Source organism: Actinomadura rudentiformis (assembly GCF_008923185.1).
Classification (GTDB): Bacteria; Actinomycetota; Actinomycetes; order Streptosporangiales; family Streptosporangiaceae; genus Spirillospora; species Spirillospora rudentiformis.
In genome coordinates this window covers 60703-83769 of record NZ_WBMT01000023.1, presented here as the reverse complement: position 1 = coordinate 83769, position 23067 = coordinate 60703, and the positions used below count along the sequence as shown (strand labels likewise).

At 69.6% G+C, this 23067-nt stretch carries 19 protein-coding genes and 1 pseudogene; 16 read left to right on the top strand and 4 right to left on the bottom strand.

Annotated elements, in window-relative coordinates; genetic code table 11:
• Nucleotides 1-70 precede the first annotated feature (70 nt).
• From F8566_RS39225 to F8566_RS39190, 8 genes are all read left to right on the top strand, one after another.
• Nucleotides 71-1045 carry an ABC transporter permease gene (locus tag F8566_RS39225; protein ID WP_151567495.1) on the top strand — a complete coding sequence of 325 codons (975 nt, stop codon included), beginning with the start codon at nucleotides 71-73 and terminating at the stop codon, nucleotides 1043-1045.
• Nucleotides 1046-1067: 22 nt separating this feature from the next.
• Nucleotides 1068-1856, top strand: coding sequence for an ABC transporter ATP-binding protein (locus F8566_RS39220; protein WP_151567719.1), 789 nt, complete (start codon nucleotides 1068-1070; stop codon nucleotides 1854-1856).
• A gap of 136 nt (nucleotides 1857-1992) precedes the next feature.
• Entirely contained in the window at nucleotides 1993-3393 is a 1401-nt protein-coding gene (locus F8566_RS39215; protein WP_151567493.1) for an ABC transporter substrate-binding protein, read from the top strand.
• Nucleotides 3394-3455: 62 nt separating this feature from the next.
• Entirely contained in the window at nucleotides 3456-4535 is a 1080-nt protein-coding gene (locus F8566_RS39210) for an ABC transporter ATP-binding protein (protein WP_151567491.1), read from the top strand.
• Nucleotides 4532-5494 (top strand): carbohydrate ABC transporter permease, encoded by a 963-nt coding sequence (locus F8566_RS39205; RefSeq protein WP_225993917.1) that lies wholly within the window; start codon nucleotides 4532-4534, stop codon nucleotides 5492-5494. Before F8566_RS39210 ends, F8566_RS39205 begins: the two co-directional genes overlap by 4 nt.
• A complete protein-coding gene (locus F8566_RS39200) occupies nucleotides 5491-6408 on the top strand; it encodes a carbohydrate ABC transporter permease (RefSeq protein ID WP_225993916.1) in 918 nt (305 codons plus the stop codon). Before F8566_RS39205 ends, F8566_RS39200 begins: the two co-directional genes overlap by 4 nt.
• A 53-nt stretch (nucleotides 6409-6461) precedes the next feature.
• The gene (locus F8566_RS39195) at nucleotides 6462-6977 is read left to right on the top strand and encodes a YbhB/YbcL family Raf kinase inhibitor-like protein (protein ID WP_151567489.1); all 516 of its coding nucleotides are present in this window, start codon (nucleotides 6462-6464) and stop codon (nucleotides 6975-6977) included.
• A 136-nt stretch (nucleotides 6978-7113) separates the two neighbouring features.
• Complete coding sequence (locus F8566_RS39190; protein WP_225993915.1) at nucleotides 7114-9096, top strand: ABC1 kinase family protein; 1983 nt, start codon at nucleotides 7114-7116, stop codon at nucleotides 9094-9096.
• Nucleotides 9097-9201: 105 nt separating this feature from the next.
• Here F8566_RS39190 and F8566_RS39185 read toward each other — a convergent pair whose 3' ends face one another.
• Nucleotides 9202-10518 carry a KamA family radical SAM protein gene (locus F8566_RS39185; RefSeq protein WP_151567487.1) on the bottom strand — a complete coding sequence of 439 codons (1317 nt, stop codon included), beginning with the start codon at nucleotides 10516-10518 and terminating at the stop codon, nucleotides 9202-9204.
• A gap of 311 nt (nucleotides 10519-10829) precedes the next feature.
• Here F8566_RS39185 and F8566_RS39180 point away from each other — a divergent pair, with 311 nt between their 5' ends.
• The 7 genes and pseudogenes from F8566_RS39180 (at nucleotide 10830) to argS (ending at nucleotide 19017) form a co-directional block, all read left to right on the top strand.
• The gene (locus F8566_RS39180) at nucleotides 10830-11558 is read left to right on the top strand and encodes a DUF998 domain-containing protein (protein WP_225993914.1); all 729 of its coding nucleotides are present in this window, start codon (nucleotides 10830-10832) and stop codon (nucleotides 11556-11558) included.
• The gene (locus tag F8566_RS39175) at nucleotides 11555-12463 is read left to right on the top strand and encodes an alpha/beta fold hydrolase (RefSeq protein ID WP_151567483.1); all 909 of its coding nucleotides are present in this window, start codon (nucleotides 11555-11557) and stop codon (nucleotides 12461-12463) included. Before F8566_RS39180 ends, F8566_RS39175 begins: the two co-directional genes overlap by 4 nt.
• Nucleotides 12460-12831: a hypothetical protein gene (locus tag F8566_RS39170; protein ID WP_151567481.1), complete on the top strand. Its 372-nt coding sequence runs from the start codon at nucleotides 12460-12462 to the stop codon at nucleotides 12829-12831. The genes F8566_RS39175 and F8566_RS39170 overlap by 4 nt, the downstream gene beginning before the upstream one ends.
• A gap of 181 nt (nucleotides 12832-13012) precedes the next feature.
• Nucleotides 13013-13399 carry a hypothetical protein gene (locus F8566_RS39165; protein WP_225993913.1) on the top strand — a complete coding sequence of 129 codons (387 nt, stop codon included), beginning with the start codon at nucleotides 13013-13015 and terminating at the stop codon, nucleotides 13397-13399.
• Between the two features lie 122 nt (nucleotides 13400-13521).
• Nucleotides 13522-14577: pseudogene (gene plsX, locus F8566_RS39160) on the top strand (phosphate acyltransferase PlsX); the annotation flags it as partial.
• 258 nt (nucleotides 14578-14835) lie between these two features.
• On the top strand, nucleotides 14836-17199 hold the full coding sequence (locus tag F8566_RS39155; protein WP_225993911.1) for an HAD-IC family P-type ATPase: 2364 nt from the start codon (nucleotides 14836-14838) through the stop codon (nucleotides 17197-17199).
• Between the two features lie 54 nt (nucleotides 17200-17253).
• Nucleotides 17254-19017 (top strand): arginine--tRNA ligase, encoded by a 1764-nt coding sequence (gene argS, locus F8566_RS39150; protein WP_151567477.1) that lies wholly within the window; start codon nucleotides 17254-17256, stop codon nucleotides 19015-19017.
• A 117-nt stretch (nucleotides 19018-19134) separates the two neighbouring features.
• Here the strand turns inward: argS and F8566_RS39145 are convergent, their stop codons facing one another.
• On the bottom strand, nucleotides 19135-19380 hold the full coding sequence (locus F8566_RS39145; RefSeq protein ID WP_151567475.1) for a DUF2630 family protein: 246 nt from the start codon (nucleotides 19378-19380) through the stop codon (nucleotides 19135-19137).
• A 98-nt stretch (nucleotides 19381-19478) separates the two neighbouring features.
• On the opposite strand from F8566_RS39145, the gene F8566_RS39140 reads away from it, so the two are divergent.
• Nucleotides 19479-20693 (top strand): hypothetical protein, encoded by a 1215-nt coding sequence (locus F8566_RS39140; protein WP_151567473.1) that lies wholly within the window; start codon nucleotides 19479-19481, stop codon nucleotides 20691-20693.
• A 65-nt stretch (nucleotides 20694-20758) separates the two neighbouring features.
• Here F8566_RS39140 and F8566_RS39135 read toward each other — a convergent pair whose 3' ends face one another.
• Both F8566_RS39135 and F8566_RS39130 read right to left on the bottom strand, forming a co-directional pair.
• Entirely contained in the window at nucleotides 20759-21631 is an 873-nt protein-coding gene (locus F8566_RS39135) for an aldehyde dehydrogenase family protein (protein ID WP_151567471.1), read from the bottom strand.
• Nucleotides 21624-23054 (bottom strand): aldehyde dehydrogenase family protein, encoded by a 1431-nt coding sequence (locus F8566_RS39130; protein ID WP_151567469.1) that lies wholly within the window; start codon nucleotides 23052-23054, stop codon nucleotides 21624-21626. The genes F8566_RS39135 and F8566_RS39130 overlap by 8 nt, the downstream gene beginning before the upstream one ends.
• Between the last annotated feature and the right edge of the window lie 13 nt (nucleotides 23055-23067).

The window sequence follows — 23067 nt, the reverse complement described above, 5'->3', positions numbered from 1 at the left end:
GATCACAATGCGGGGGTCACATGTGGGCGAACGTCCCTCACACATCGTGGACTGCAATAGGCTTCCCGGCATGAGTCACCCGGAACGGCTCAGCTCCTCGGGTGGCGAGCCGGTCGGCACGATCTCGGAGTCTCCTCGAATGAACGGGCAGAGCAGCGAGTCGCTGGCTGGATTCGCCGCACGGCATGGGCTGAAGCAGAGCGCGGCGCGCCCCCCGCTGACCACGTACGTGCAGCAGGTCTGGCAACGGCGAACCTTCATCTGGAACTTCGCCTCCGCCAAGACCTCGTCGATGTACACCAGCTCCCGGCTGGGGCAGCTCTGGCAGGTCCTGACACCGCTGCTGAACGTCGGCGTCTATTACCTGATCTTCGGCGTGATGCTGAACACCAAGCATGGCGTCACCCACTTCATCCCGTTTCTGGTGACCGGCGTCTTCATCTTCACCTTCACCCAGCGGTCGGTCACGGCGGGCGCCAAGTCGATCAGCGGCAACCTGTCGCTCATCCGGGCGCTTCACTTCCCGCGCGCCTCGCTGCCCTTCGCGCACGTGATCGTGGAGCTCCAGCAACTGCTCATCTCCATGGTGGTGCTGTTCGCGCTTCTCTTCGCGTTCGGCGAGACGCCGTCGTTCCACATGCTGCTGATCGTGCCGATGCTCCTTCTCCAGATGTGCTTCAACATGGGGCTCAGCCTGGTGCTGGCGCGGGTCGGCGCGTTCACCCCCGACATCCAGCAGCTGCTGCCGTTCATCCTGCGGACGTGGCTCTACGCGTCCGGCGTCATCTTCGCGATTCCTGCGATCGCCCAGGACCGGCTCAAGAACCACCCGTGGCTGATCGAACTGCTGAAGGCCAACCCCGGGTCGGTCTACGTGGAGCTTGCGCGCACCTCGCTGATCGACTCCTACCGAACCAAGGACCTGCCCGAGCTGGGATGGAGCGACAACCACCTGTGGTGGTACGCGATCGCCTGGGCTGTGATCGCTCTCGTCGGGGGATTCTGGTACTTCCACCGTGCGGAGGAGAGGTACGGGCGTGGCTAAGGCGCTCAAGGAGAAGGCTCCGGTGTCCGACGCGCAGCCGGCGGTCGCGATCGATCCCACCCGGGAGCCGATCGTCGTCGTGGACGATCTCCACATCATCTACCGGGTCTACGGCTCGGGCGGCGGACGCGGCAACGCGGCGACCGCGCTGATGCGGGTGGTCAAGCGGGAGAACCGCCCCCAGATGAAGGAGATCCACGCTGTCCGCGGCGTCTCGTTCATCGCCTACCGGGGCGACGCGATCGGCGTCGTCGGCACCAACGGCTCTGGCAAGTCGACCCTGCTGAAAGCCATCGCGGGTTTGCTGCCCCCGGCCAAGGGCGGCGTCTACACCGACGGCCAGCCATCGCTGCTGGGCGTCAACGCGGCGCTGATGAAGGATCTGACCGGCTCCCGCAACATCATCTTGGGTTGCCTCGCCATGGGCCTCACGCCCGAGGAGACCAAAGAGAAGTACGACGAGATCGTCAAGTTCGCCGATCTCAAGCCGGGCTTCATCGACTACCCGATGTCGACCTACTCCTCCGGCATGGGCGCCCGCCTGCGGTTCGCCATCGCCGCGGCCCGCACGCACGACGTGATGCTCATCGACGAGGCCCTCGCCACCGGCGACGCCAAATTCAAGCGGCGCAGCAAGGCCAAGATCGACGAGCTGCGCAAGGACGCGGGCGCGGTCTTCCTGGTCGCGCACAACCTGGACGTCATCGAAGAGACCTGCAACCGGGTCATCTGGCTCGACGAGGGCCGGATCAAGATGGACGGCGACCCCAAGGAAGTCCTCAAGGCCTACACCGACGCCACCGGAAAGTAGTCACTCCCGAGACTTCTGTGGCTGTTGCGATGAGTGTGACTACAGTTACGTAGGGTTACCCGTTCGCCTCTGGATGTGAGGCCCCTTGCCGATCTAACTTCGAAGGAAGACCTTCAGCGGCGAGGGAGACTCCGCCATGTCCGAGCAGCTGAGCAGACGCGGCTTCCTTCAATCGACGGCAGTGGCCATGGGAGCCGCGGGCATTGCGGCGGGCTGCGCGAGCGAGAGCAGCGGACCCCAGGCCAAGGACCCCGGACAGGCGCCGAAGGAGGTCTTCACCGCGCCCACGCGGAAGCTCAGCGGTTCGCTGAGCATCCTGATGTGGAGCCACTTCGTGCCTCGGCACGACAAGTGGTTCGACAAGTTCGTGGCCGAGTGGGGCAAGCGGGTCGGCGTGACCGTCCGGGTCGACCACATCAACACGGTGGACGTGCCGCGCCGGGCGGCGTCGGAGATCCAGGCCAAGCAGGGCCACGACGTCATCCAGCACATCGCGCCGTTCTCGCAGTACGAGCCGTCCGTGCTGGACATGGCCGACCTGGTGCAGGAGGCCACGCGGCGGTGGGGGCCGCAGCTGGAGCTGTGCCGCAAATCCAGCTACAACCCCAATACCAAGCGCTTCTACGCGTACTGCCCCGGCTGGTCGCCGGACCCGGGCGACTACCGCAAGTCGATGTGGGAGAAGGTCGGCCTGCCCAACGGGCCGGGCAGCTGGGACGAGCTGCTGCGGGGCGCGTCGGAGATCAAGCGGACGACGGGCGTGCCGTGCGGCATCGGGCTGTCGCCGGAGACCGACTCCAACATGGCGGCGCGGGCGCTCCTCTGGTCGTACGGGGCGTCCGAGCAGGACCCGAACGAGAAGGTCGTGATCAACTCCGACGCCACCGTGGCGGCCGTCGAGTACATGACCCGGCTGTGGAAGCAGGCCGAGACCAACGAGGTCTTCTCCTGGGTGCCCGCGTCCAACAACCAGGCGCTGATCGCGGGCAAGTCGTCCTACATCCTCAACTCGATCTCGGCCTGGCGCACCGCGATGGGCACCAACCCCAAGATCGGTGACGACATCTTCTTCGTGCCGGCGCTGCGCGGCCCCCGGGCGGCGCTGGCGGCCCAGCACGTCATCCAGCAGTGGGTCATCCCCAAGCACGCCAAGAACGCGGACGCGGCCAAGGAGTTCCTGCTCCACTACACCGCCAACTTCCCTGCGGTCACCTACAACTCCGAGCTCTACGACCTGCCCGGCTGGCCGTCGCTCGTGCCGCAGCTGAACGGCTGGCTGGACAACGACCCGTTCGGCGCCAAGCCCGCCAACAAGCTCTCGCTGCTCAAGACCGCGACGTCGTGGAGCGCCAACATCGGCTATCCGGGGCCGTCCAATCCGGCGATCGGCGAGATCTTCAACACCAACGTGCTGCCGACGATGTTCGGGCGGGCGGCGCGCGGCCAGGTCAGCGCGAAGGAGGCGGTCGCGGAGGCGGACCGGCAGATCAACTCGATCTTCAAGAACTGGCGCGCGCGGGGCCTGGTGGGTGGCTGAGCGAGCAATGAACGCTGCGGGCGGCCGCGCGGAGCGAGCCAATGAATCGAGCGGAGCGAGCAATGAACGCTGTCGAGGTACGGGGTCTGGTCAAGACCTTCGACGGCCATCTGCGCGGCCGTCGCCGGAAGGACGACGACGTGCGAGCCCTGGCCGGGGTCGACCTCGCGGCGGAGCCGGGTGAGTACCTGGTGCTGCTGGGCCCCTCGGGATGCGGCAAGACCACGTTGCTGCGCACGATCGCGGGCCTGGAGCAGCCGACCGAGGGCGAGGTGCTGATCGGCGGGCACGTGGTCAACGGGTTGCCGCCGCGGATCCGCCAGGTCGCGATGGTGTTCCAGTCGTACGCGCTCTATCCGCACAAGTCGGTGCTCGACAACATCGTGTTCCCGCTGAAGGCCGAGAAGATGCCGCGCGGCATGCGGGAGCGCAGGGCCAAGGAGGCGGCCGGGCGGCTCGGCATCGAGCCGCTGCTGGGCCGCAAGCCGCGGCAGTTGTCAGGCGGTGAGCGGCAGCGGGTGGCGCTGGCGCGTGCCCTCGTCCGGGATCCGGCGGTGTTCCTGCTGGACGAGCCGTTGTCCAACCTGGACGCCAAGCTGCGCGCGACGGCGCGGGACGAGCTCAAGCAGTTCCAGGAGCAGATCGGGACGACGACGATCTACGTCACGCACGACCAGGCCGAGGCGATGGGGCTCGGCGACCGGATCGCGGTCCTGGAGAAGGGCCGTGTCCGCCAGATCGGGACGCCGGTGGAGGTGTACGACGATCCCGCCGACACGTTCGTGGCCACGTTCATCGGGTCCCCGCCGATGAACCTGGTGCGGCGCGACGACCGGCTGATCGGCTTCCGGCCCGAGCATCTGCTCCCGGCCGAGAACGTGCCGTACGACGCGCGCGTCACGATGCCGATGCGGATCGAGCGGATGGAGTACCTGTCGGGCGACCGGCACGTGTACGGCACGGTGACCAGGCTCGGCGAGGAGACGCGGGTGATCGCGCGGCTGCCCGCGACGGTGACCACTCCGCTGTCGGCGGGCGAGACGCACGAGTTCGCGGTGGTGGCGGGACGGCTCCGCTTCTTCGACGCCGCGGCGGGCGGGCGCACCCCGGCGGTGCCGATCGGGAACGGGGGCGGCTCGTGACCCATGCGCGGATGCGCCGGGGCGGCCCGCCGGCCGGTCCGCCGGACGGCAGGTTCCGGCCGGCCCGGCGTTCCAAGCCGGGGCTCGCCGACCGGGAGGGATTCCTGGCGTGGGCGATGTTGCTGCCCTCGGTGGTCTACATCATCGCGCTGGTGGGCGTGCCGTTCCTGCTGGCCATCGCGTTCGCGTTCTCGGACGTGACGACCGGCGACCCCTCGTACGACTTCGTCGGGTTCCGCAACTTCGAGGCGATCTTCGACGACCGGGTGTTCTGGCGGTCGCTGGTCAACACGGTGGTCTTCACCGTGATCACCATGATCTTCATCGTGCTGCTGGGCAAGATCCTGGCCAACATCCTGGTGGCCGACTTCCGCGGCAAGTGGTTCGTGCGCTTCCTGGTGCTGCTGCCGTGGACGACGCCGGTGGCGCTGTCGACGATCTCGTGGTTGTGGTTCCTGGACTCGATCTACTCACCGGTCGACTGGGTGCTCCGCCAGCTCGGCGTGATCGACACCAATGTGGTGTGGCTCGGGCGGCCCTCGGCGGCGATGGTGTCGGTGATCGCGGTCCAGGTGTGGCGGCTCACCCCGCTGGCTGCGGTGATCGTGATGGCCGGGCTGGTGGCCATCCCGCGCGACATCGACGAGGCCGCCCGCATCGACGGGGCGGGCTTCTGGCGGCGGATGTTCGAGGTGACGATCCCGCTCACGCTGCCGGTGATCGCGGTCGCCGGGTTGTTCGGCGCCATCATGACGTTCACCGACATGACCGTGTCGTACGTGCTGACGCGCGGCGGCCCCACCCACTCGACCGACGTCCTGGCGTCGTGGGCCTACTTCCGCGGCATCGAGGGCGGCGACGTCGGCCAGGGCGCGGCGATCGCGCTGTTCCTCTTCCCGATCCTGCTCGCGGGCGCGATCGCGATCTTGCGCGCCGTCCGTCGCTTGGAGTCGCAGTGACCAACACCCTGGTGACGAAGGACGGGGCGCCACGGCAGACCTCGCAGGAGGTGGAGCGGCTCCGGCGGCGGTACGCGATCCGGCATGTCCTCGCGCGGTGCGGGGTGTACGGGGCGGCGGTGCTGGCGTCGCTCGTCTGCGCCCTTCCGTTCCTGTGGAGCGCCGTCAGCGCGTTCAAGCAGAACCGCGACCTCTACAACCCGGAGAGCAGCCCGTTCCTCTTCAACGAGCCCGCCACGCCCGACCACGTGAGGTTCCTCTTCAGCGACACGCCGTTCCTCACGTTCGTGGTCAACACGCTTCTGGTCGGCGCCCTCGTCGTCGTGCTCACGCTCGCCCTGGCGCTGCCCGCCGCGTACTCCCTGGCGCGCCTCAACCGGCCGTGGGGCACCCCGATGGGCATCGCGATCTTTCTGGTCTACCTGGTCCCGCCGTCGCTGCTGTTCCTGTCACTGACCCGCGTCGTGGTAGCGCTCGGGCTGGAGGACACGATCTGGTCGATGGTCGTCGTCTATCCGACGATCACCGTGCCGGTGTCGGTATGGCTCCTGATCGGGTTCCTGAAGGCGGTGCCGAAGGACGTCGAGGAGCAGGCGATGGTCGACGGCTACAGCCGGCTGGGCGCGTTCGGGCGGGCGGTCCTCCCGCTCGTCTTCCCCGGGATCGTCGCCGTCGTCGTCTTCAGCTTCACCCTGACGGCCAGCGAGTTCGTGTACGCGCTGGCGTTCGTGTCGGCGAGCCCGGAGATGGTCGTCAGCACGGGCGTGCCGACCCAGCTGATCCGCGGCGACGTCTTCTTCTGGCAGTCGCTCCAGGCCGCCACGGTGACCATGGCCGTCCCGATCGCGTTCCTGTTCAACCTCTTCCTCGATCGTTTCGTGACGGGCTTCACGATGGGCGCCGTGAAGACCTGAACGTCCACTGGTAGAGATGGAGGCGACAACGACCGTCTGACGAGGAGGCCGCCATGCCCGCTCCCCTTCCGCACGAGCATCTGCCCGAGGTGCCGTCGTTCACCGTCGAGAGCGACGATGTGACCCACGGCGAGCAGCTCTCGAACAGGCACGTCTTCAACGACTGGGGCTTCAGCGGCGAGAACCTCTCCCCGCACCTGCGCTGGTCGGGGTTCCCGGCGGAGACCAAGAGCTTCGCGGTGACCTGCTTCGACCCGGACGCGCCGACCGGCAGCGGTTTCTGGCACTGGGTGGTGTTCGACATCCCGGCCGACGTGACCGAGCTGCCCACCGGCGCCGGGTCTGAAGACTCCAAGACCGGGATCCAGGCGCGCAACGACTACGGGACCAAGGCGTTCGGCGGCTCCGCCCCGCCGCCCGGGACGCCCCACCGGTACGTCTTCACGGTGCACGCCCTGGACGTGGAGACGCTGGGCATCGATTCGGACGTCTCCCCCGCCGTGGCGGGCTTCAACATCACGGCCCACACCCTGGCCAGGGCCTCGATCGTCCCCGTCTACGGCCACTGACGCGTCCGGACCGGGCGTCCGCGCGAGCTCCAGCCGCTCGTTCGCCGCGGTCATCGTCGCGTTCCCCCGTGCGGGGGAACGTTCTCGCCCCGGGGCGGGAGCAGTGACGCCCGGTCCGACCGCGATCATGGTCTGCGTGACCATCCCCCTCTTCTCCGACCCCCCGTCCCCGTCCATGTCCATGAACCCCGCCCTCTGGGCGGCGGCGCTGGCGAGCGGGGTCCTCCTCATCGCGGGACTGGCCTGGGCCAGTCGCCGGTTGCTGGGCTTGCCCGTCGGAACGGCCAGGACGGCCGTCGGCGGGCTGATCGGCTTCTCCCTCCCCGGGTTCCTCGCCGGCGGGCTTCAGAAGGACGATCCCGGCCTGTACTTCGCCGCCTCGCTGGGCTCGGCGGTGCTGACCGCCATGACGTTCATCGTGGTGGCCGAGGCGCTCGTGCCGACGGGATCGCTGCCCCGGCCCCACGAGCTGGTCGTGGCCACCCGGCGGCGGATCGCGCGGACCCGGCGCTACTACCAGATCACCCGGATCGCCGTCCGCCACGGCCTCGGGCCCTACCTGCGCGGGCGCCGGGGCAGGGGCCGGGGCGACGGGGCCTCCCTGGCTCGCTCGCTCCGGTTGGCGCTGCAGGAGGGCGGCGTCACGTTCGTCAAGTTCGGGCAGGTGCTGTCCACCCGCCGGGACCTGCTGCCGCAGGCCTTCATCGACGAGCTCTCCCACCTTCAGGACAAGGTCCCGCCCGCGCCCGCCGCCGAGGTGGAACGGGTGCTCACCGAGGAACTCGGGGAGTCGCCGTACACGGTGTTCGCCGAGTTCGACCCGGTGCCGTTGGCAGCCGCCTCCATCGCGCAGGTGCACCGGGCGCGGCTGCGGTCGGGGGCCGAGGTCGTCGTCAAGGTGCAGCGTCCTGGCATCCGGCCGCTGGTCGAACGTGACCTCGACCTCGTGAACCGGCTGGCCGCCACGCTCGAACGGCGTACCCGGTGGGGGCCGTCACTCGGCGCGGTCGAGCTCGCGCACGGCTTCGGCGTCGCGCTCCGCGAGGAGCTGGACTTCCACGTGGAGGCGCGCAACACCACGGCCATCGGCGCGGGCGGCCCGACCGGCCTGCGCCTGCCCGCGCTGCACCCGGAGCGGAGCACCGGCCGCGTCCTGATCCAGGAATGGCTGGACGGCGTGCCGCTCGGCGCCGCCGACAGGCTCATCGAAGAGCGCGGGCTCGACCGGGCGAAGCTGGCGCGGACCCTGCTGGACGGCCTGCTCACACAGATCATGCGGGACGGTACGTTCCACGCCGATCCCCACCCGGGCAACATCCTGCTGATGCGCGACGGCGGCCTCGCGCTGCTGGACTTCGGATCGGTCGGGCGGCTGGACGCGCGGATGCGCGGTTCGCTCCAGGACATCCTCATCGCGGTCGGCCGCGGCGACCCGGCGGCGCTGTCCGACGCGCTCCTGGAGGTCGTCACCCGGCCGGAGGAGATCGACGAGGAACGGCTGGAACGGGCGCTCGGGCAGTTCATGGCGCGGCATCTCAGCGCGGGCCTGGCGCCGGGGGTGGACATGTTCACGGAGCTGTTCCGGCTGATGGCGGCGTTCCGGCTCGCGGTCCATCCCGAGATCGCCGCTGTGTTCCGGGCGCTGGCGACGATCGAGGGGACGCTGACCCGGCTCGACCCCTCGTTCAGCATCGTCGCCGCCGCGCAGGACTTCGCCGCCGCCCATTTCACCGAACGGCTGGCCCCCGGCGCGCTCAAGGAGTCGCTCACGGGCGAGCTGCTCGGGATGTTGCCGGTACTGCGCAGGCTGCCGCGCCGGTTCGACCGGATCACCCACTCGCTGGAACAGGGCCGGCTGGGTGTCAACGTCCGGCTCTTCGCCGACGAGCGTGATCGCCACGTCGTGACCGGGATGCTGCACCAGGTGCTGCTGACCGTGCTGGGCGCCACGACCGCCGTGGTCGCCGCCATGCTGCTGGGTACGGCGGGCGGGCCGCAGGTCACGCGGGACGTCGGTCTGTTCGAGGTGCTGGGCTATGGGCTGCTCGGGGTCAGCTCGATCCTCGTGCTGCGCGTGCTGTTCACGATCTTCCGGGCCGACCATCGGCCGGCGCGCTGAGCGAGCGGGTTGAGTCGAAGCGTGCCGGGCCACGGCGAGCCAGGGTGTGGGTACGCCACCCTGGCCGGCTCGCCGTGGCCCGAACCGCCTCGTCGGACTGCCTTGTCAGACCTCGAACGGGAAGCGGTCGGCGAAGGCCGGCTTGAGATCGTCCAGCCAGACGGCGTCCGGATCGTACTTGGCGAAGAACGGCTTGCCGACCAGGTCGGCGTTGCGGGCCTGGATGAAGTGCAGGGCGAAGACCTTCTCGCCCATCAGGTCCAGCACGCCGTCCACGCACACCTTGCCGGGGGTCGCCGACATGGACGGCCCGCGGACGGTCCGGGAGAGCCCCGACACGTTCTGGTAGGCGGTCCGGAAGATCTCGTACGCCCGTGCCAGCGGTACCGCGAAGTAGTCCTGCGGCCCGGTGTCACGCTCCACGAAGAAGTAGTACGGGACCATGCCCATCCGCGTCTGGGTGCGCCACATGCTCTCCCAGACCGCCGGGTCGTCGTTGATCGTGCGGATCAGCGGCGCCTGGGTGCGGATGACCGCCCCGGTGTCGCGGATCCGGCGGACCGCCTCGGTGACGACGAGGGGCTCCAGCTCGCGCGGATGCGTGAAGTGCGCCATGAACGCCAGGTTCTTGCCGGCCTCGACGACCTGCTCGAACAGGCCCAGCATGGCGTCGGCGTCCGGGTCGGTCACGAACTTCTGCGGCCAGTAGGCCAGCGACTTGGTGCCGATGCGGATCGACTCCAGCTGCTCCAGGTCGAGCAGCGGCTCGACGTAGCGGCGGAGCACCGGCTCACCCATGATCATGGCGTCGCCGCCGGTGAACAGGACGCTGGTCACCTCGGGGTGGGCGAGCACGTAGTCGCGCAGCTGCTGGGTGTCGTCGCCGGCCATCTTGAGGTCGGCCTCGCCCACGAACTGCGCCCAGCGGAAGCAGTAGGTGCAGTACGCGTGACAGGTCTGACCCTGTTTGGGGAAGTACAGCACGGTCTCGTCGTACTTGTGCTGCAGGCCCGGGATCTTGCCGTCCCCGAAGCTCGGGATGTTGAGCTCCATCTGCCCGGCCGGATGCGGGTTGAGCTTCATCCGGACGGCGCGGGCCGCCGCATCCACCTCGGCCTTGGGAGCCTCCCTGCGGAGGAGGTCCGAGAGGTGCGCGACGTCTTCGGCGGGGAGCATGTCCGCCATGGGGAAGACCAGCCGGTAGATCGGATCCTCGGGTGCCGCCGACCAGTCGATGAGCTCGTCGATCACGTACTGGTTGGTCCGAAACGGCAGGACCGTCGCCACCGCCCGGGTCTCGAGCTGCTGTTCGGGCGAGAGCCCCGCACGAGCGGTGAGCTCGTCGAGATGCTTCGCCGTGAAGGCGCGGAACTTGCGACCAGTGGATCGCACTGCGGGAGCCGCGTCGTTCACCAAAGTCACGTGTTGGTACTCCTTGAAAGTCAGCGGGGAAACGCGCGCCGGGGCGCGTCGTCACGGACAGTGATCAATGAGCCCCGATTCACCCCCATTGAAGCCTTTGATCCACCTTCATGCCGAATAGGTACCCCCTCCAGGGTACAAAGAAGCTGGTCATGCCCCGAGCCAGTCGAACCGCCAGATACCGGGTTCCGGTGGTCCACCGCTAGTACAACGATTACGGCACGTGAAAGTGGCGCCCGGGTCACGTCCTTATGCTGGCTACAGAAATACTGGTAGTGGATGGCACGGGCCGTACGGGCGAGGGGAGACGGGTGGAGCCGGAGCCGCGCGACGACGCGCCGGGAGCGGTGCCGGCTTTTGCCGTGGTCCTCGCCACCCTCGCCGCGATCACCTATTCGACCTTCCTGCTGGAACATTTCCTCAGTCCCGACCTGGACGTCATCAATGGTTACGTGAGTGAGCTCTCGGCCGTTGACCAGCCGTTCCACCAGGTCTACAGCGCCGGGGACTTCGTCACCGGCGTGCTGTCGATCACGGTGGCCGGCACCTGCCTGCTGACCCTGCCGCGACGGCCGTGGTCGACCCTCGGCTGGACGTTCCTGGGCCTCTTCGGGGTGTGCGCCATCGGCGACGCGGTCTTCCCGCTCGACTGCGCGCCCAGCCTGGAGACGTGGTGCTCGCTCCGGGAACGATCGGAGAACGTCTCGTTCTCCCACCAGTTCCACGCCGTCACGAGCAGCATGGTGATCGCCTTCGGGGTGGCGGCGCTCCTCACTTTGTCGATCGCGGCCCGCCGGTACGGCTGGTGGCCCGCCCTCGCTCGCTGGGGCTGGCTGCTGGCGGTCGCCGAGACCGCGTTCGCGCTCAGCACGGTCCTGGCGATGCTCCTCGGCCGCTGGCTGGGCCTCATCCAGCGGGTGCAGATCAGCATCCTGGTCCTCGGGCTCGTCGCCATCGCCTGGGCCCTGTACGACGACCGGCGGCGGCTCCGCCGGTCCGCCTCCGGCGACCGGCTCGAACGGGAGACGACGCACCGATGACCCCCACCCCCGGGATCACGCTTGAGAACGTCGACGGCGAACAGGTCCACCTGGTCACCAGCGGCCCGGCCGACGGGCCGCCGCTGCTGCTGAGCAGCGGGCTCGGCGGCGCGTGGTTCGACTGGCAGCCGTCCGTCGACCTGCTGGAGGGCCGGTGCCGGGTCTACAACTTCGACCGTCCCGGGCTCGGGCTGAGCCCGCTGGCGGCCAGCCCGCCCAGCCTGCGCCGCGACGTCACGATCCTGGCCGGACTCGCCGAGCGGGCCGGCGCGCCGGTGATCGTCGTGGCTCATTCCGTGGCGGGATTCCACGCGGAGGCGCTCGCCCGGCTCCACCCGGATCTCGTCCGGGGGCTCGTGCTCGTGGATCCGAGCTGCGAAAGCGAACCTCATGCCCGCGTCCGGCTCGCGGCCCTGCTCGACCCGGCGGCCAAGGCGCTGGGTGCCGCCATGGGATTCACCCGGCTGTCCAAGGTCGTCGGTCCGGCGGGGCGGCGGCTGGTCATGCGGTGCACGAGCGACCGCGGCGAGCCCGTCCCGGCCGAGACCGTCCGTTCGGTGTACGGGCGGGGCACGGTGCTCGGCACGGTCCTCTCCGAGGAGTTCGCCTACCGGGAAATGGCCGAGGATCTGTTCCGGCTGCGCGAGCGGCGGCCGTTCCCCGCGATCCCGCTGGTCGTGCTGACCGCGCTCGGCGACCCCGGCCAGTCGGAGGACGAGCGCGAGAACTGGCGCGCGGGGCACCGGCGTCTCGCCGAAATGAGCCCGTACGGCCGCCAGGTGGTGCTTCCAGGCACCCGGCACATGGTGCAGCTGGACCGGCCCGAGGCCGTCGCCGAGGCCGTGACCGCGGTCCTCGACGGCCCGGCCCCGCCCACCCGGCAGACCGCCCGGGAAGAGTCGTGAGGGCCCTCCGTGCCGGCCTGCTGGCTGCTCTGCTCGTCTGCACGCTGAGCGCGTGCGACCTCATGCAGCGGATCTCCGACGGCGCGTACCGCAACGCGGTCGCCGACGGCACCGTCGCCGAGCTGGAGAAGCGGGGCGTCCGGCTGGCGGGCCGACCCTCGTGCGAGATGCCGGCGACCGGCGACGAATCGCTGGTCCGGGTGCGGTGCACGGGCCGGACCACCACCGGCGTTCCGGTCGTGGTGTCCGGCGAGGCCACCCAGGCCGACACCGACCATCCACGCGAGCAGTACGTGATCACGGTCGGCGGCAAACCGGTGCTCGACCAGAACTGCCTGGGGCTGGGCTGCCCTCCCGCATCCTCGTGATCGGGCAACGGTTTCACCCGATCCGTGGAAAACCCGCCCGGCGCTGCGCCCGTGTCCGGCCGGCGGCGGTGACGCTACGCGTGTGAACGCCGCTGTGAATGACGATTCCGCGAAAGACAATTCCGCTGACAATGCCCCTGACCTCGCAGGCCGGCTGAAGGCCGCCGCCAAGGACAACCGGGTGAGGGTCATCGCCCTCGGCATCGCCGCCCTTGTCCTGGTCGGCGTGGCCGCCACGATCGTCTACGCGACCCTCATCGACACCAAGGAGCTCCGCTACCAGACTCAGGCCGAGCTGCTGAACTCGACGCGGACCACCGCGGGTGCCGAGCTCCGGAGCCGCGGGGTGCCCCTCAGCACCGCGCTGAGCTGCGCGCACATGCCCGGCTGGACCGATGCCAAGATGCGCGTGGCCTGCACCGGGACGACGGCCGACAAGAAGGCCGTCCAGGTCCTCGCCTCCGGTGAGCGCGAGAAGCGGGAGCACTACTACACGATCTTGTTGGACGGCCGTCCGATCGTGGAGAACGCGCACTGCCTCGGTACCGATTGCCAGAAGCAGAACTGAACCGCCGGACCGCGGCCGGAGCGGGCGAGGTTCCCCCTGTCGGGGCGGGTAAAGGGACGCCATACGATGCGATGAGCTGCAAGCTTGCGGCCATCGCCCTCCCTTGACCCACCAGGAGTCCCATGACCGGCAAAGGCGAGTCGCGCGCGGCGCCGGCTCGGCCCGCGCCGATCGCGGTGGACACCATGGGCGGCGACCACGCCCCTGAGGAGGTCATCGCCGGCGCGGTGGCGGCGGTCCGCGACCACGGCGTCCGGCTCGTCCTGGTCGGGCAGGCCCCGCGGATCCGCCGTGAGCTGGACCGGTACGGCATCTCCGGCGAGATCCCGATCGTGCACGCCGAGGAGTCCCTGGACATGGGCGAGGGCGCGCTGGCGAGCTGGCGCAAGCCCCGTTCGTCGGTCGCGATCGCGTGCCACCTGATCAAGCAGGGCCGGGCATCAGCCCTGGTCTCGGCGGGCTCGACCGCCGGGGTGGTGGCCACCGCGCGGCTGCGGCTCAAGAGCCAGCAGGGCGTGATGCGTCCGGCGATCGCTGTGACCTTGCCCACTCGGCCGCGGCCCACCGTGCTGCTGGACGCCGGGGCGACCTCCGATGTCAAGGCCGAGACGCTCGTGCAGTTCGCGGCGCTGGGCACCGCGTACGCCCAGATCCGGCTGGGGCTGGCACGCCCGACCGTGGGCCTGCTCAACATCGGCGCCGAGCCGGGCAAGGGCGACAAGGTCACCAAGAACGCGCACGAGCTGCTGGCGAACGGCCGGCACGGCATCCGCTTCGCGGGCAACGTCGAGGGCCACGACCTGCTGCGCAGCGTGGTGGACGTGGTGGTCACCGACGGCTTCACCGGCAACGTGGCCCTCAAGACCATGGAGGGCTCGGTCCGGATGGCGCTCGCGGAGGTGCGCGAGGCCATGACCGGGAGCCGCACCGCCAAGCTGGGCAGCTTCCTCCAGCGCCGCCAGCTCACCGACCTGCGCGACCGGCTCGACTCCGAGACCTACGGCGGCGGCGTGCTGCTCGGCCTGAACGGCACGGTCGTCATCGCGCACGGCGCCTCCCGGGCCCGCGCCATCACCTCGGCCTGCGTGCTCGCCTACGAGCTGGCGACCGGACGGATCATCGACCGCATCAGGGACCAGGTCGCGGCCGCCCGTACCCCGTCCAGGCTGGGCCGGCTGATGCATGTCGACCGTGACGGTGGCGGAGACAAGGCCGAGGAGACAGAAAAGGCCGTCGAGACGGGCCCGGACGACTCTGCCGGCACAGCCCCGGGCATGCCCGCCGTACAGCCCTCCGAGGATCGGCCGCACGACGCGGCGAACACGCCACCCGACGGGGCCGAAATCGGTCCCAGGCGGAGCGAGCCGCCCACGGCCACCTAGTCTTAGGGGTTGTTCCCGAGATCTTGGGGAATGCTGCATCCCACCGGGGGCGACGTGACGGATGTAGAGCGAAGTGGCGCGCGGGGACTGACAGCGGCGCAGGTCAGTGAGCGTGTCGCGGCGAACCAGACCAACGACGTGCCGCGGCGGTCCAGCCGGTCCCTGGCCGAGATCGTCCGGGCGAACGTGTTCACCCGGTTCAACGCGCTGATCGGCACGTTGTTCGTGCTGGTCATGATCTTCGGTCAGTGGCAGGACGGGCTGTTCGGCGGGGTCATCCTCGCCAACTCCGCGATCGGCGTGATCCAGGAACTGCGCGCCAAACGCACGCTGGACAAGCTCGCCGTCGTGGGCGAGACACCGGTCAGGGTCATGCGGGACGGCGCGCTCGCCGAACTCGCGCAGCAGGACGTCGTCCTGGACGACCTGATCGTGCTCGGCTCCGGCGACAAGATCGTGGTGGACGGGACGGTCGCCGCGTCGCACGGGCTGGAGGTCGACGAGTCGCTGCTCACCGGCGAGGCCGACGCGGTGTCCAAGACGCCCGGCGACGAGGTCAGGTCAGGCAGCTTCGTGGTGGCGGGCGGCGGCACGTTCACCGCCGAGAAGGTCGGCCGCGAGGCCTACGCGGCGCGGCTGGTCGAGGAGGCGAGCAGGTTCTCGCTGTCGCACTCGGAGCTGATGGCGGGCATCAACCGGTTCCTCAAGTACGTCACCTGGCTGATCATTCCCACCGCGATCCTGCTGTTCATCAGCCAGTTCCGTACCTCCCTCGGCTTCGGCGAAGCGATCGTGGGCGCGGTGGCGGGCGTGGTCACGATGATCCCCGAGGGGCTGGTGCTGATGACCAGCATCGCCTTCGCCGTCGGCGTGGTGCGGCTCGGGCGCCGCCACTGCCTGGTGCAGGAGCTGCCCGCGATCGAGGGCCTCGCCCGGGTCGACGTCTTGTGCGTCGACAAGACCGGCACGCTCACCGAACCCGGCATGGACCTCGACGAGGTCATCGTGCTCGACAAGGACCTGCCCGCCCGCCAGGCGCTGGCGGCCACCGCGGCCGGCGACCCCGATCCCAACGCGACCATGCGGGCCGTCAAGGAGGGTCTGGACGAGCACGATCCCGGCTGGCCGATCACCGAGACGGTCCCGTTCTCCTCGGCCCGCAAATGGAGCGGCGCCGCGTTCGACGGGCAGGGCTCCTGGATCGTCGGCGCGGCCGACGTGCTGCTGGGCTCCGGCGACGCCCACCGGCAGCAGGCGGAGCGGCTCGGCTCGACCGGCCTGCGCGTCCTGGTCCTGGCCCGCGTGCCCGACGGCTCCTTCGCCGCTCCGGACCGCCTGGACGTGACCGCCAGCGCCGAGCCGGCCGCGCTGATCGTGCTCCGGCAGCGGATACGTCCCGAGGCCCCGAAGACCCTGGAGTACTTCGCGGAGCAGGGCGTCGCCGTCAAGGTCATCTCCGGCGACAACCCGGCCTCGGTGGGCGCGATCGCCCGTTCCCTGAACCTGCCGCAGGCCGAGCACCCCGTGGACGCCCGCACGCTCCCGGACGACATCGAGGCCATGGCGCAGACGCTGGAGGACAACTCGGTGTTCGGCCGGGTCGACCCCCAGCAGAAGCGCGCCATGGTCAAGGCGCTCCAGTCGCGCGGCCACACGGTCGCGATGACCGGCGACGGCGTCAACGACGTGCTCGCGCTCAAGGACGCCGACCTCGGCGTGTCGATGGGCTCGGGCAGCGGCGCCACCCGGGCCGTGGCGCAGATCGTCCTCCTGGACAACAGCTTCGCGACGCTGCCGCACGTGGTCGGCGAGGGGCGCCGGGTGCTGGGCAACATCGAACGCGTCGCCAATCTGTTCCTCACCAAGACGGTCTACTCGATCATCCTGGCCGTGCTGGTCGGGCTGATGCACGTGCGCTTCCCGTTCCTGCCCCGGCATCTCACCTTGATCAGCAGCCTGACCATCGGCATCCCCGCGTTCTTCCTGGCGCTGGCGCCCAACCTGGAGCGGGCCCGGCCCGGCTTCGTCCCCCGGGTGCTGCGCTTCGCGGTGCCCGCCGGGTTCGCGTGCGGCATCGCCACGTTCGCCGGGTACTTCCTGGCCAGCGAATTCACCGCGAGCCCGTTCTCGGCGAACAGCTCCACCGCCACCCTCGCCCTCTTCTTCCTGACGATCTGGGTGCTGGCTTTGATCGCCCGCCCCTGGAACTGGTGGCGGCTGGGCCTGGTCGTCGCGATGGGCGTGGCGTTCCTGGTGGTCCTCGCGGTCCCGTGGCTCCGCGAGTTCTTCGCGCTGCGGCCCGACAATCTTCAGAACGACCTGGTCGCGCTGGCGATCGCCGCCGGTGCCGCCGTCATGCTGACCTTCGCGCTGCGCTGGGACAAGTGGATGACGAGACTCCGGAACTCTTCCGGTTAGCAATGCGCGAAAAGCCATGCCTGTTCATAGTTGGCTCCCCGATAACCTTGGGCCATGCCCGATCCGCAACTCGCACTCACCGCCCGGGTCCGGGAGGCGCTGGCCGCCGCCTTCGGACCGTCGTACGCCGGCACCGACCCGGTCATCCGACCGTCGCAGTTCGCCGACCTGCAGGCCAACGTGGCCATGTCGCTGGTCAAGCCGCTGACGGCCGAGCGAGGCGAGAAGCAGAACCCGCGAAACATCGCAAACGAGATCGTGGCGAAGCTGGACAAGGGCGACCTGATCGACAAGGTCGAGGTCAGCGGTCCCGGATTCATCAACCTCACGCTGCGGGACGACTGGATCGCCGGGCAGGCCCAGCAGGTGCTGGCCGACCCGCGGCTCGCGGTGCCCAAGACCGACGCCCCGCAGCGGGTCATCGTCGAGTACTCCTCGCCCAACGTGGCCAAGGAGATGCACGTCGGGCACCTGCGCACCACGATCGTCGGCGACGCGATCGCCCGGATCCTGGGCTTCCTCGGCCATGAGGTGATCAAGGACAACCATGTCGGCGACTGGGGCACCCCGTTCGGCATGCTGATCGAGCACCTGCTCGACCTCGGAGAGGAGAAGGCCGCCGACGACGACTCCTCCGTCAGCGACCTGACCGCCTTCTACCAGGCCGCGCGGCAGAAGTTCGACGGCGACGAGGAGTTCGCCGGCCGTGCCCGGAAGCGGGTCGTGCTGCTCCAGGCGGGCGACCCCGAGACGTTGCGGCTCTGGCAGGTCCTGGTGGACGTGTCCAAGCGCTACTTCAACACCGTCTACGAGCGGCTGGGCGTCACGCTCACCGACGACGACATCAAGGGCGAGAGCTTCTACAACGACCTGCTCGCCCCCACGGTCCAGGAGCTTGAGGACAAGGGCATCGCGGTCGTCAGCGACGGCGCGCTGTGCGCGTTCCCGCCCGGCTTCACCGGTCGCGAGGGCGAGCCGCTGCCGGTGATCATCCGCAAGAGCGACGGCGGCTACAACTACTCCTCCTCCGACCTGGCGACCATCCGCTACCGGGTCGACACCGAGCACGTCCACCGCATGATCTACGTGGTGGGGGCGCCGCAGGCGCTGCACTTCCAGATGGTCTTCGCGGTCTCCCGGATGGCCGGCTGGCTGGGCGACGACGTCAAGGCCGAGCACGCCCAGATCGGCAACGTGCTGGGCACCGACGGCAAGATCCTGCGCACCCGGGCGGGCGGCACCGTCAAGCTCTCGGAGCTGCTGGACGAGGCCGTCGAACGGGCCGGTGAACGGTTCGACGCGATCGAGCACCAGGAGGACTTCGACGCCGCGACCCGCGACGAGATCGTGGAGAAGGTCGGCATCGGCGCCGTGAAGTACGCCGACCTGTCGGTGGCGCTCGACAGCGAGTACATCTTCGACATCGACCGGATGACCTTGTTCAACGGCAAGACCGGTCCGTACCTGCAGTACGCCACCGTCCGGATCCGCTCGATCTTCCGCAAGGGCGGGATCGACCCCGAGAAGGCGACCGGTCCGATCACGATCGGGCACGAGGCCGAGCGCGCGCTGGCTCTCCGGCTCCTGGACTTCGGCAGCGTCGTCGAACAGTCCGGCGAGCTGAGCGAGCCGCACCGCCTGGCGGGCTACCTGTTCGAGCTGGCCCAGGCCTACACGTCGTTCTTCGAGAACTGCCCGGTGCTCAAGGCGCCCGACGAGGAGACCAAGGCCTCCCGGTTGGCGCTCTGCGCGGCCACGTTGACCACGCTGACCACGGGGCTCGACCTGCTGGGCATCCCGGTGCCGGAGCGGATGTAGCCCGTACGGCGCGACTGAGAGCACGACACAGAGCGCAGCGCAGAGCATGGCAGCGCAGAGCATGACGGAGAGCCGGTCTCGGAGCGTTCCGGGACCGGCTCTCTCGTGTGTGCGGGTCTACTGCAGGTAGCCCTCGACCTCGCCCGGCGGGCGGACCTCGGCCTTGTCGGGGTCATCGCCCGCGTCGATGCGGGCCCTGCGCTGCCTGAGGAGGTCCCAGCACTGGTCCAGGGCCACCTCCAGCTGTTGCAGCCGCCTGCGTTCCTCCTCGCCGGTGAGCTCGCCGCGCTGGTGGCGCTCGCGCAGCTTGTGCTCCTCGGCCACGTACTCGTTGATATTCGACAGGATCGTGCCGTCGTCCATGAACCCTCCGCTCCCTCGAAAATCCGGCAGAGCCCCGTCCCAATGTAGGGAAGGGGCTCCGCCGCCGGGTACCCGGCGGTCAATCGCGGGAAACGTCGTTGCCGGTCACGCCGGACAGGAAGCCGCCGTCCCCGCTGGACGAATGGTGCAGCGACCCCATGTCGGTCTTCGGCTCGACGATGGCCGTGGACGAGGACTTCGAAGGCTCCGAGGGCTCCGGCTTGCGGGTGGTCGTCCGTTTCGACGCGGACGTGGACTTACGGGACCGCGTCGTGGTGGCCTTGGGTCCGGTCGTCGTGGGTCTGGCGGCGGACGTGGACTTGCGCGCCGTCACCGACCGCGAGGTCGACTTCTTGGCCGCGGACGTGGTCGACTTACGCGCGGTCGACTTACGCGCGGTCGACTTACGCGCGGTCGACTTACGCGCGGTCGTGGACTTGCGTGCCGTGCTCCTCCCCGCTGTGCTCTTCCGTGCCGCCGCGGTCTTGCCGGCGGTGGTGGACTTCTTGGCGGCGGCCTTGCGGCCCGTGGTCGCCTTGCGAGCGGTCGACTTGCGCGCGGTCGTCTTCTTGGCGGTCGACTTCTCCGCGGTCGCCTTCTTGGCCCTGGTCGACTTGCGGGCCCCTGTGGCCCGGCCGGTCGAGGTCGTCTTCTTGGCAGCCGACGTGGCCTTCCGGCCACCGGCCGCCTTCCGGGCCGTGCCCGAGGTCTTCTGGGCCGTGGACACGGCCTTGGCGGCAGTGCTCATCGCCTTGGCGGCGTCGTTCATCGCCTTGGTGGCGGTGGTCATCGCCTTGGTCATGGCCGTCATGGCCTTGACCGACGCCGTGGCCTTGGTCGTCGCCGACTTCATCTGCTTGGCGGCGGACGAGGCCTTGGTGGCGGCGGTCTTGGCCTTGGTCGCCATCGCCGAGGACGTCCGGCCGGCGGTGGCGGTGCTGCGGGACGCCGTCTTCCTCGCGGCGGTGGTGCTCCTCCTGCCCGTGGTGGACTTTCTGGCGGTCGTCGACCTGCTGGCGGCCGACGTGCCGGTGGTCGACCTGCGGGCCGCGGAAGTGGACTTCCGGGCCGTGGTCGACTTCCGGGCCGTGGACTTCTTGGCGGTGCCCTTGGCAGCCGTCGAGCGCTTGACCGTGGTACGCGGTGCCGTGGTCTTCGCGGCGGCGCTGACACGCTTGCCGGCCGACTTCCTGGTGGCCGGCTTGCGCCCGGTGGTCTTCCTCGCGGCTGAGCTTTTCGCGCGACTAGCCGTACCTCGGCTGGACGTCGCGCGCTCTGCAGTCTTGGTAGGCACTGATCTCCCCCCCGTGTGATCAGTTACGGGGAGATCTATTCCACATTTGTTGACGCTCTACACACACACTGTTACTTCAGCAGGTCAGACGCCCACCGGATGCCATACCGTCTTGGTCTCCAGGAAGGCGGTCATACGGCCTGTTCCGGGCTCTGCGGACCAGTCGGTCACGCCCGGTCGCAGCACCCGCTTGAGATTTTCGGCGGCCGCCTCTTCCAGGGTCCTGACGCGGTCCCGTGCCACTCCGGCGAGGTCGATGGCGTTCACGTCCATGTGCGCGGCGAGCCACGGCGCCAACTCATCGCGGCGGCCGGTCAGCACGTTGACGACGCCGCCCGGAAGGTCCGACGTCGCCAGCACCTCGGCGAACGTGATCGAAGGCAGCGGCGACGGCTCGGAGGCGATGACGACGCACGTGTTGCCCGACACGATCGCCGGGGCGACGACCGACACGAGACCGAGCAGCGGGGAGTCCGGGGCGACGATGCCGACGACGCCCGTCGGCTCCGGCGTGGAGAAGTTGAAGAACGGTCCGGCGACCGGGTTGGCCGAGCCGCCGACCGCGCCGAGCTTGTCGGCCCATCCCGCGTACCAGACCCAGCGGTCGATCGCGGCGTCCACCTCGGCGTTCGCCGCGGCCTTGGCCAGCCCGGCGGCGCGCAGCTCCTCGACGAACTGCGCCCGGCGGCCCTCCAGCATCTCGGCGATCCGGTAGAGGATCTGACCCCGGTTGTAGGGGGTGCGCCCGGCCCAGCCGCCGAACGCCTTGCGGGCGGCGACCACCGCGTCCCGCACGTCCTTGCGGGACGCCTGGGAGGCGTTGGCGAGGAAGGTGCCCTTGCCGTCGTTCACCACGTACGACCTGCCGGACTCGGACCGGGGGAACGCGCCCCCGATGAACAGCTTGTAGGTCTTGCGCACGGCGAGCCGTTCAGATCGTTCAGATCGCTCAGACATCGAGGTAGGCCTCCAGTCCGTGCCGGCCGCCCTCGCGGCCGTAGCCGGACTCCTTGTAGCCGCCGAACGGCGACGCGGGGTCGAACTTGTTGAACGTGTTGGCCCAGACGACGCCCGCGCGCAGGCGTTCGGCCATCCACAGGATGCGGGAGCCCTTCTCGGTCCAGACCCCGGCCGACAGCCCGTAAGGGGTGTTGTTGGCCTTCTCGACGGCCTCGGCGGGCGTACGGAACGTCAGCACCGACAGCACCGGCCCGAAGATCTCCTCGCGGGCGATCCGATGCGACTGGGCGACGTCGGTGAAGATCGTCGGGGCGAACCAGAACCCGCGCTGCGGCAGCTCGCACGGCGGCGACCAGCGGCCGGCGCCCTCCTGCTCGCCGATCTCGGACAACATCCGGATCTTCTCCAGCTGGGCGCCGGAGTTGATCGCGCCGATGTCGGTGTTCTTGTCGAGCGGGTCGCCGACGCGCAGCGTGGCCATCCGCCGCTTGAGCTGGTCGAGCAGTTCCTCCGCCACCGACTCCTGGACGAGCAGGCGCGACCCGGCGCAGCACACGTGGCCCTGGTTGAAGAAGATCCCGTTGACGATCCCCTCGACGGCCTGGTCCAGCGGCGCGTCGTCGAAGATGACGTTGGCGGCCTTGCCGCCGAGCTCCAGCGTCAGCTTCTTGTCCGTGCCGGCCGCGGCGCGCGCGATCTGCTTGCCCACCTCGGTGGAACCCGTGAAGGCGACCTTGTCGATGCCCGCGTGCTCGACCAGCAGCCGGCCGGTCTCGCCCGCGCCGGTGATGATGTTGACGACGCCCGGCGGCAGGTCGGCCTGGCGGCAGATCTCGGCGAACGCCAGCGCGGTCAGCGGCGTGGTCTCGGCGGGCTTGAGCACCACCGTGTTGCCGCACGCCAGCGCCGGTGCGATCTTCCAGGCCAGCATCAGCAGCGGGAAGTTCCACGGAATGACCTGACCGGCCACGCCCAGCGGCCTGGGATCCGGCCCGAAGCCCGCATGGGTGAGTTTGTCCGCCCACCCGGCGTAGTAGAAGAAGTGCGCGGCGACCAGCGGCAGGTCGACGTCGCGCGACTCGCGGATCGGCTTGCCGTTGTCGATCGACTCCAGCACGGCCAGCTCGCGCGAGCGCTCCTGGATGATCCGCGCGATCCGGTAGAGGTACTTGGCCCGCTCCCGGCCGCTCATCGGGCCCCAGACCTTGTCGTGGGCGCGCCGGGCGGCGGCCACCGCCCGGTCCACGTCCGCCGCGTCGGCGGCGGCGATCTCGGCGAGCGGCTCCTCGTTCGACGGGTCGATGCTCTTGAACGGCTCGCCGTGCCCGTCGCGGAACTCGCCGTCGACGAACAGCCCGTACGAGGGCCGAATGTCGACGACGGCCCGCGACTCGGGTGCCGGCGCGTACTCGAAGTCCATGATCAGCAATCCA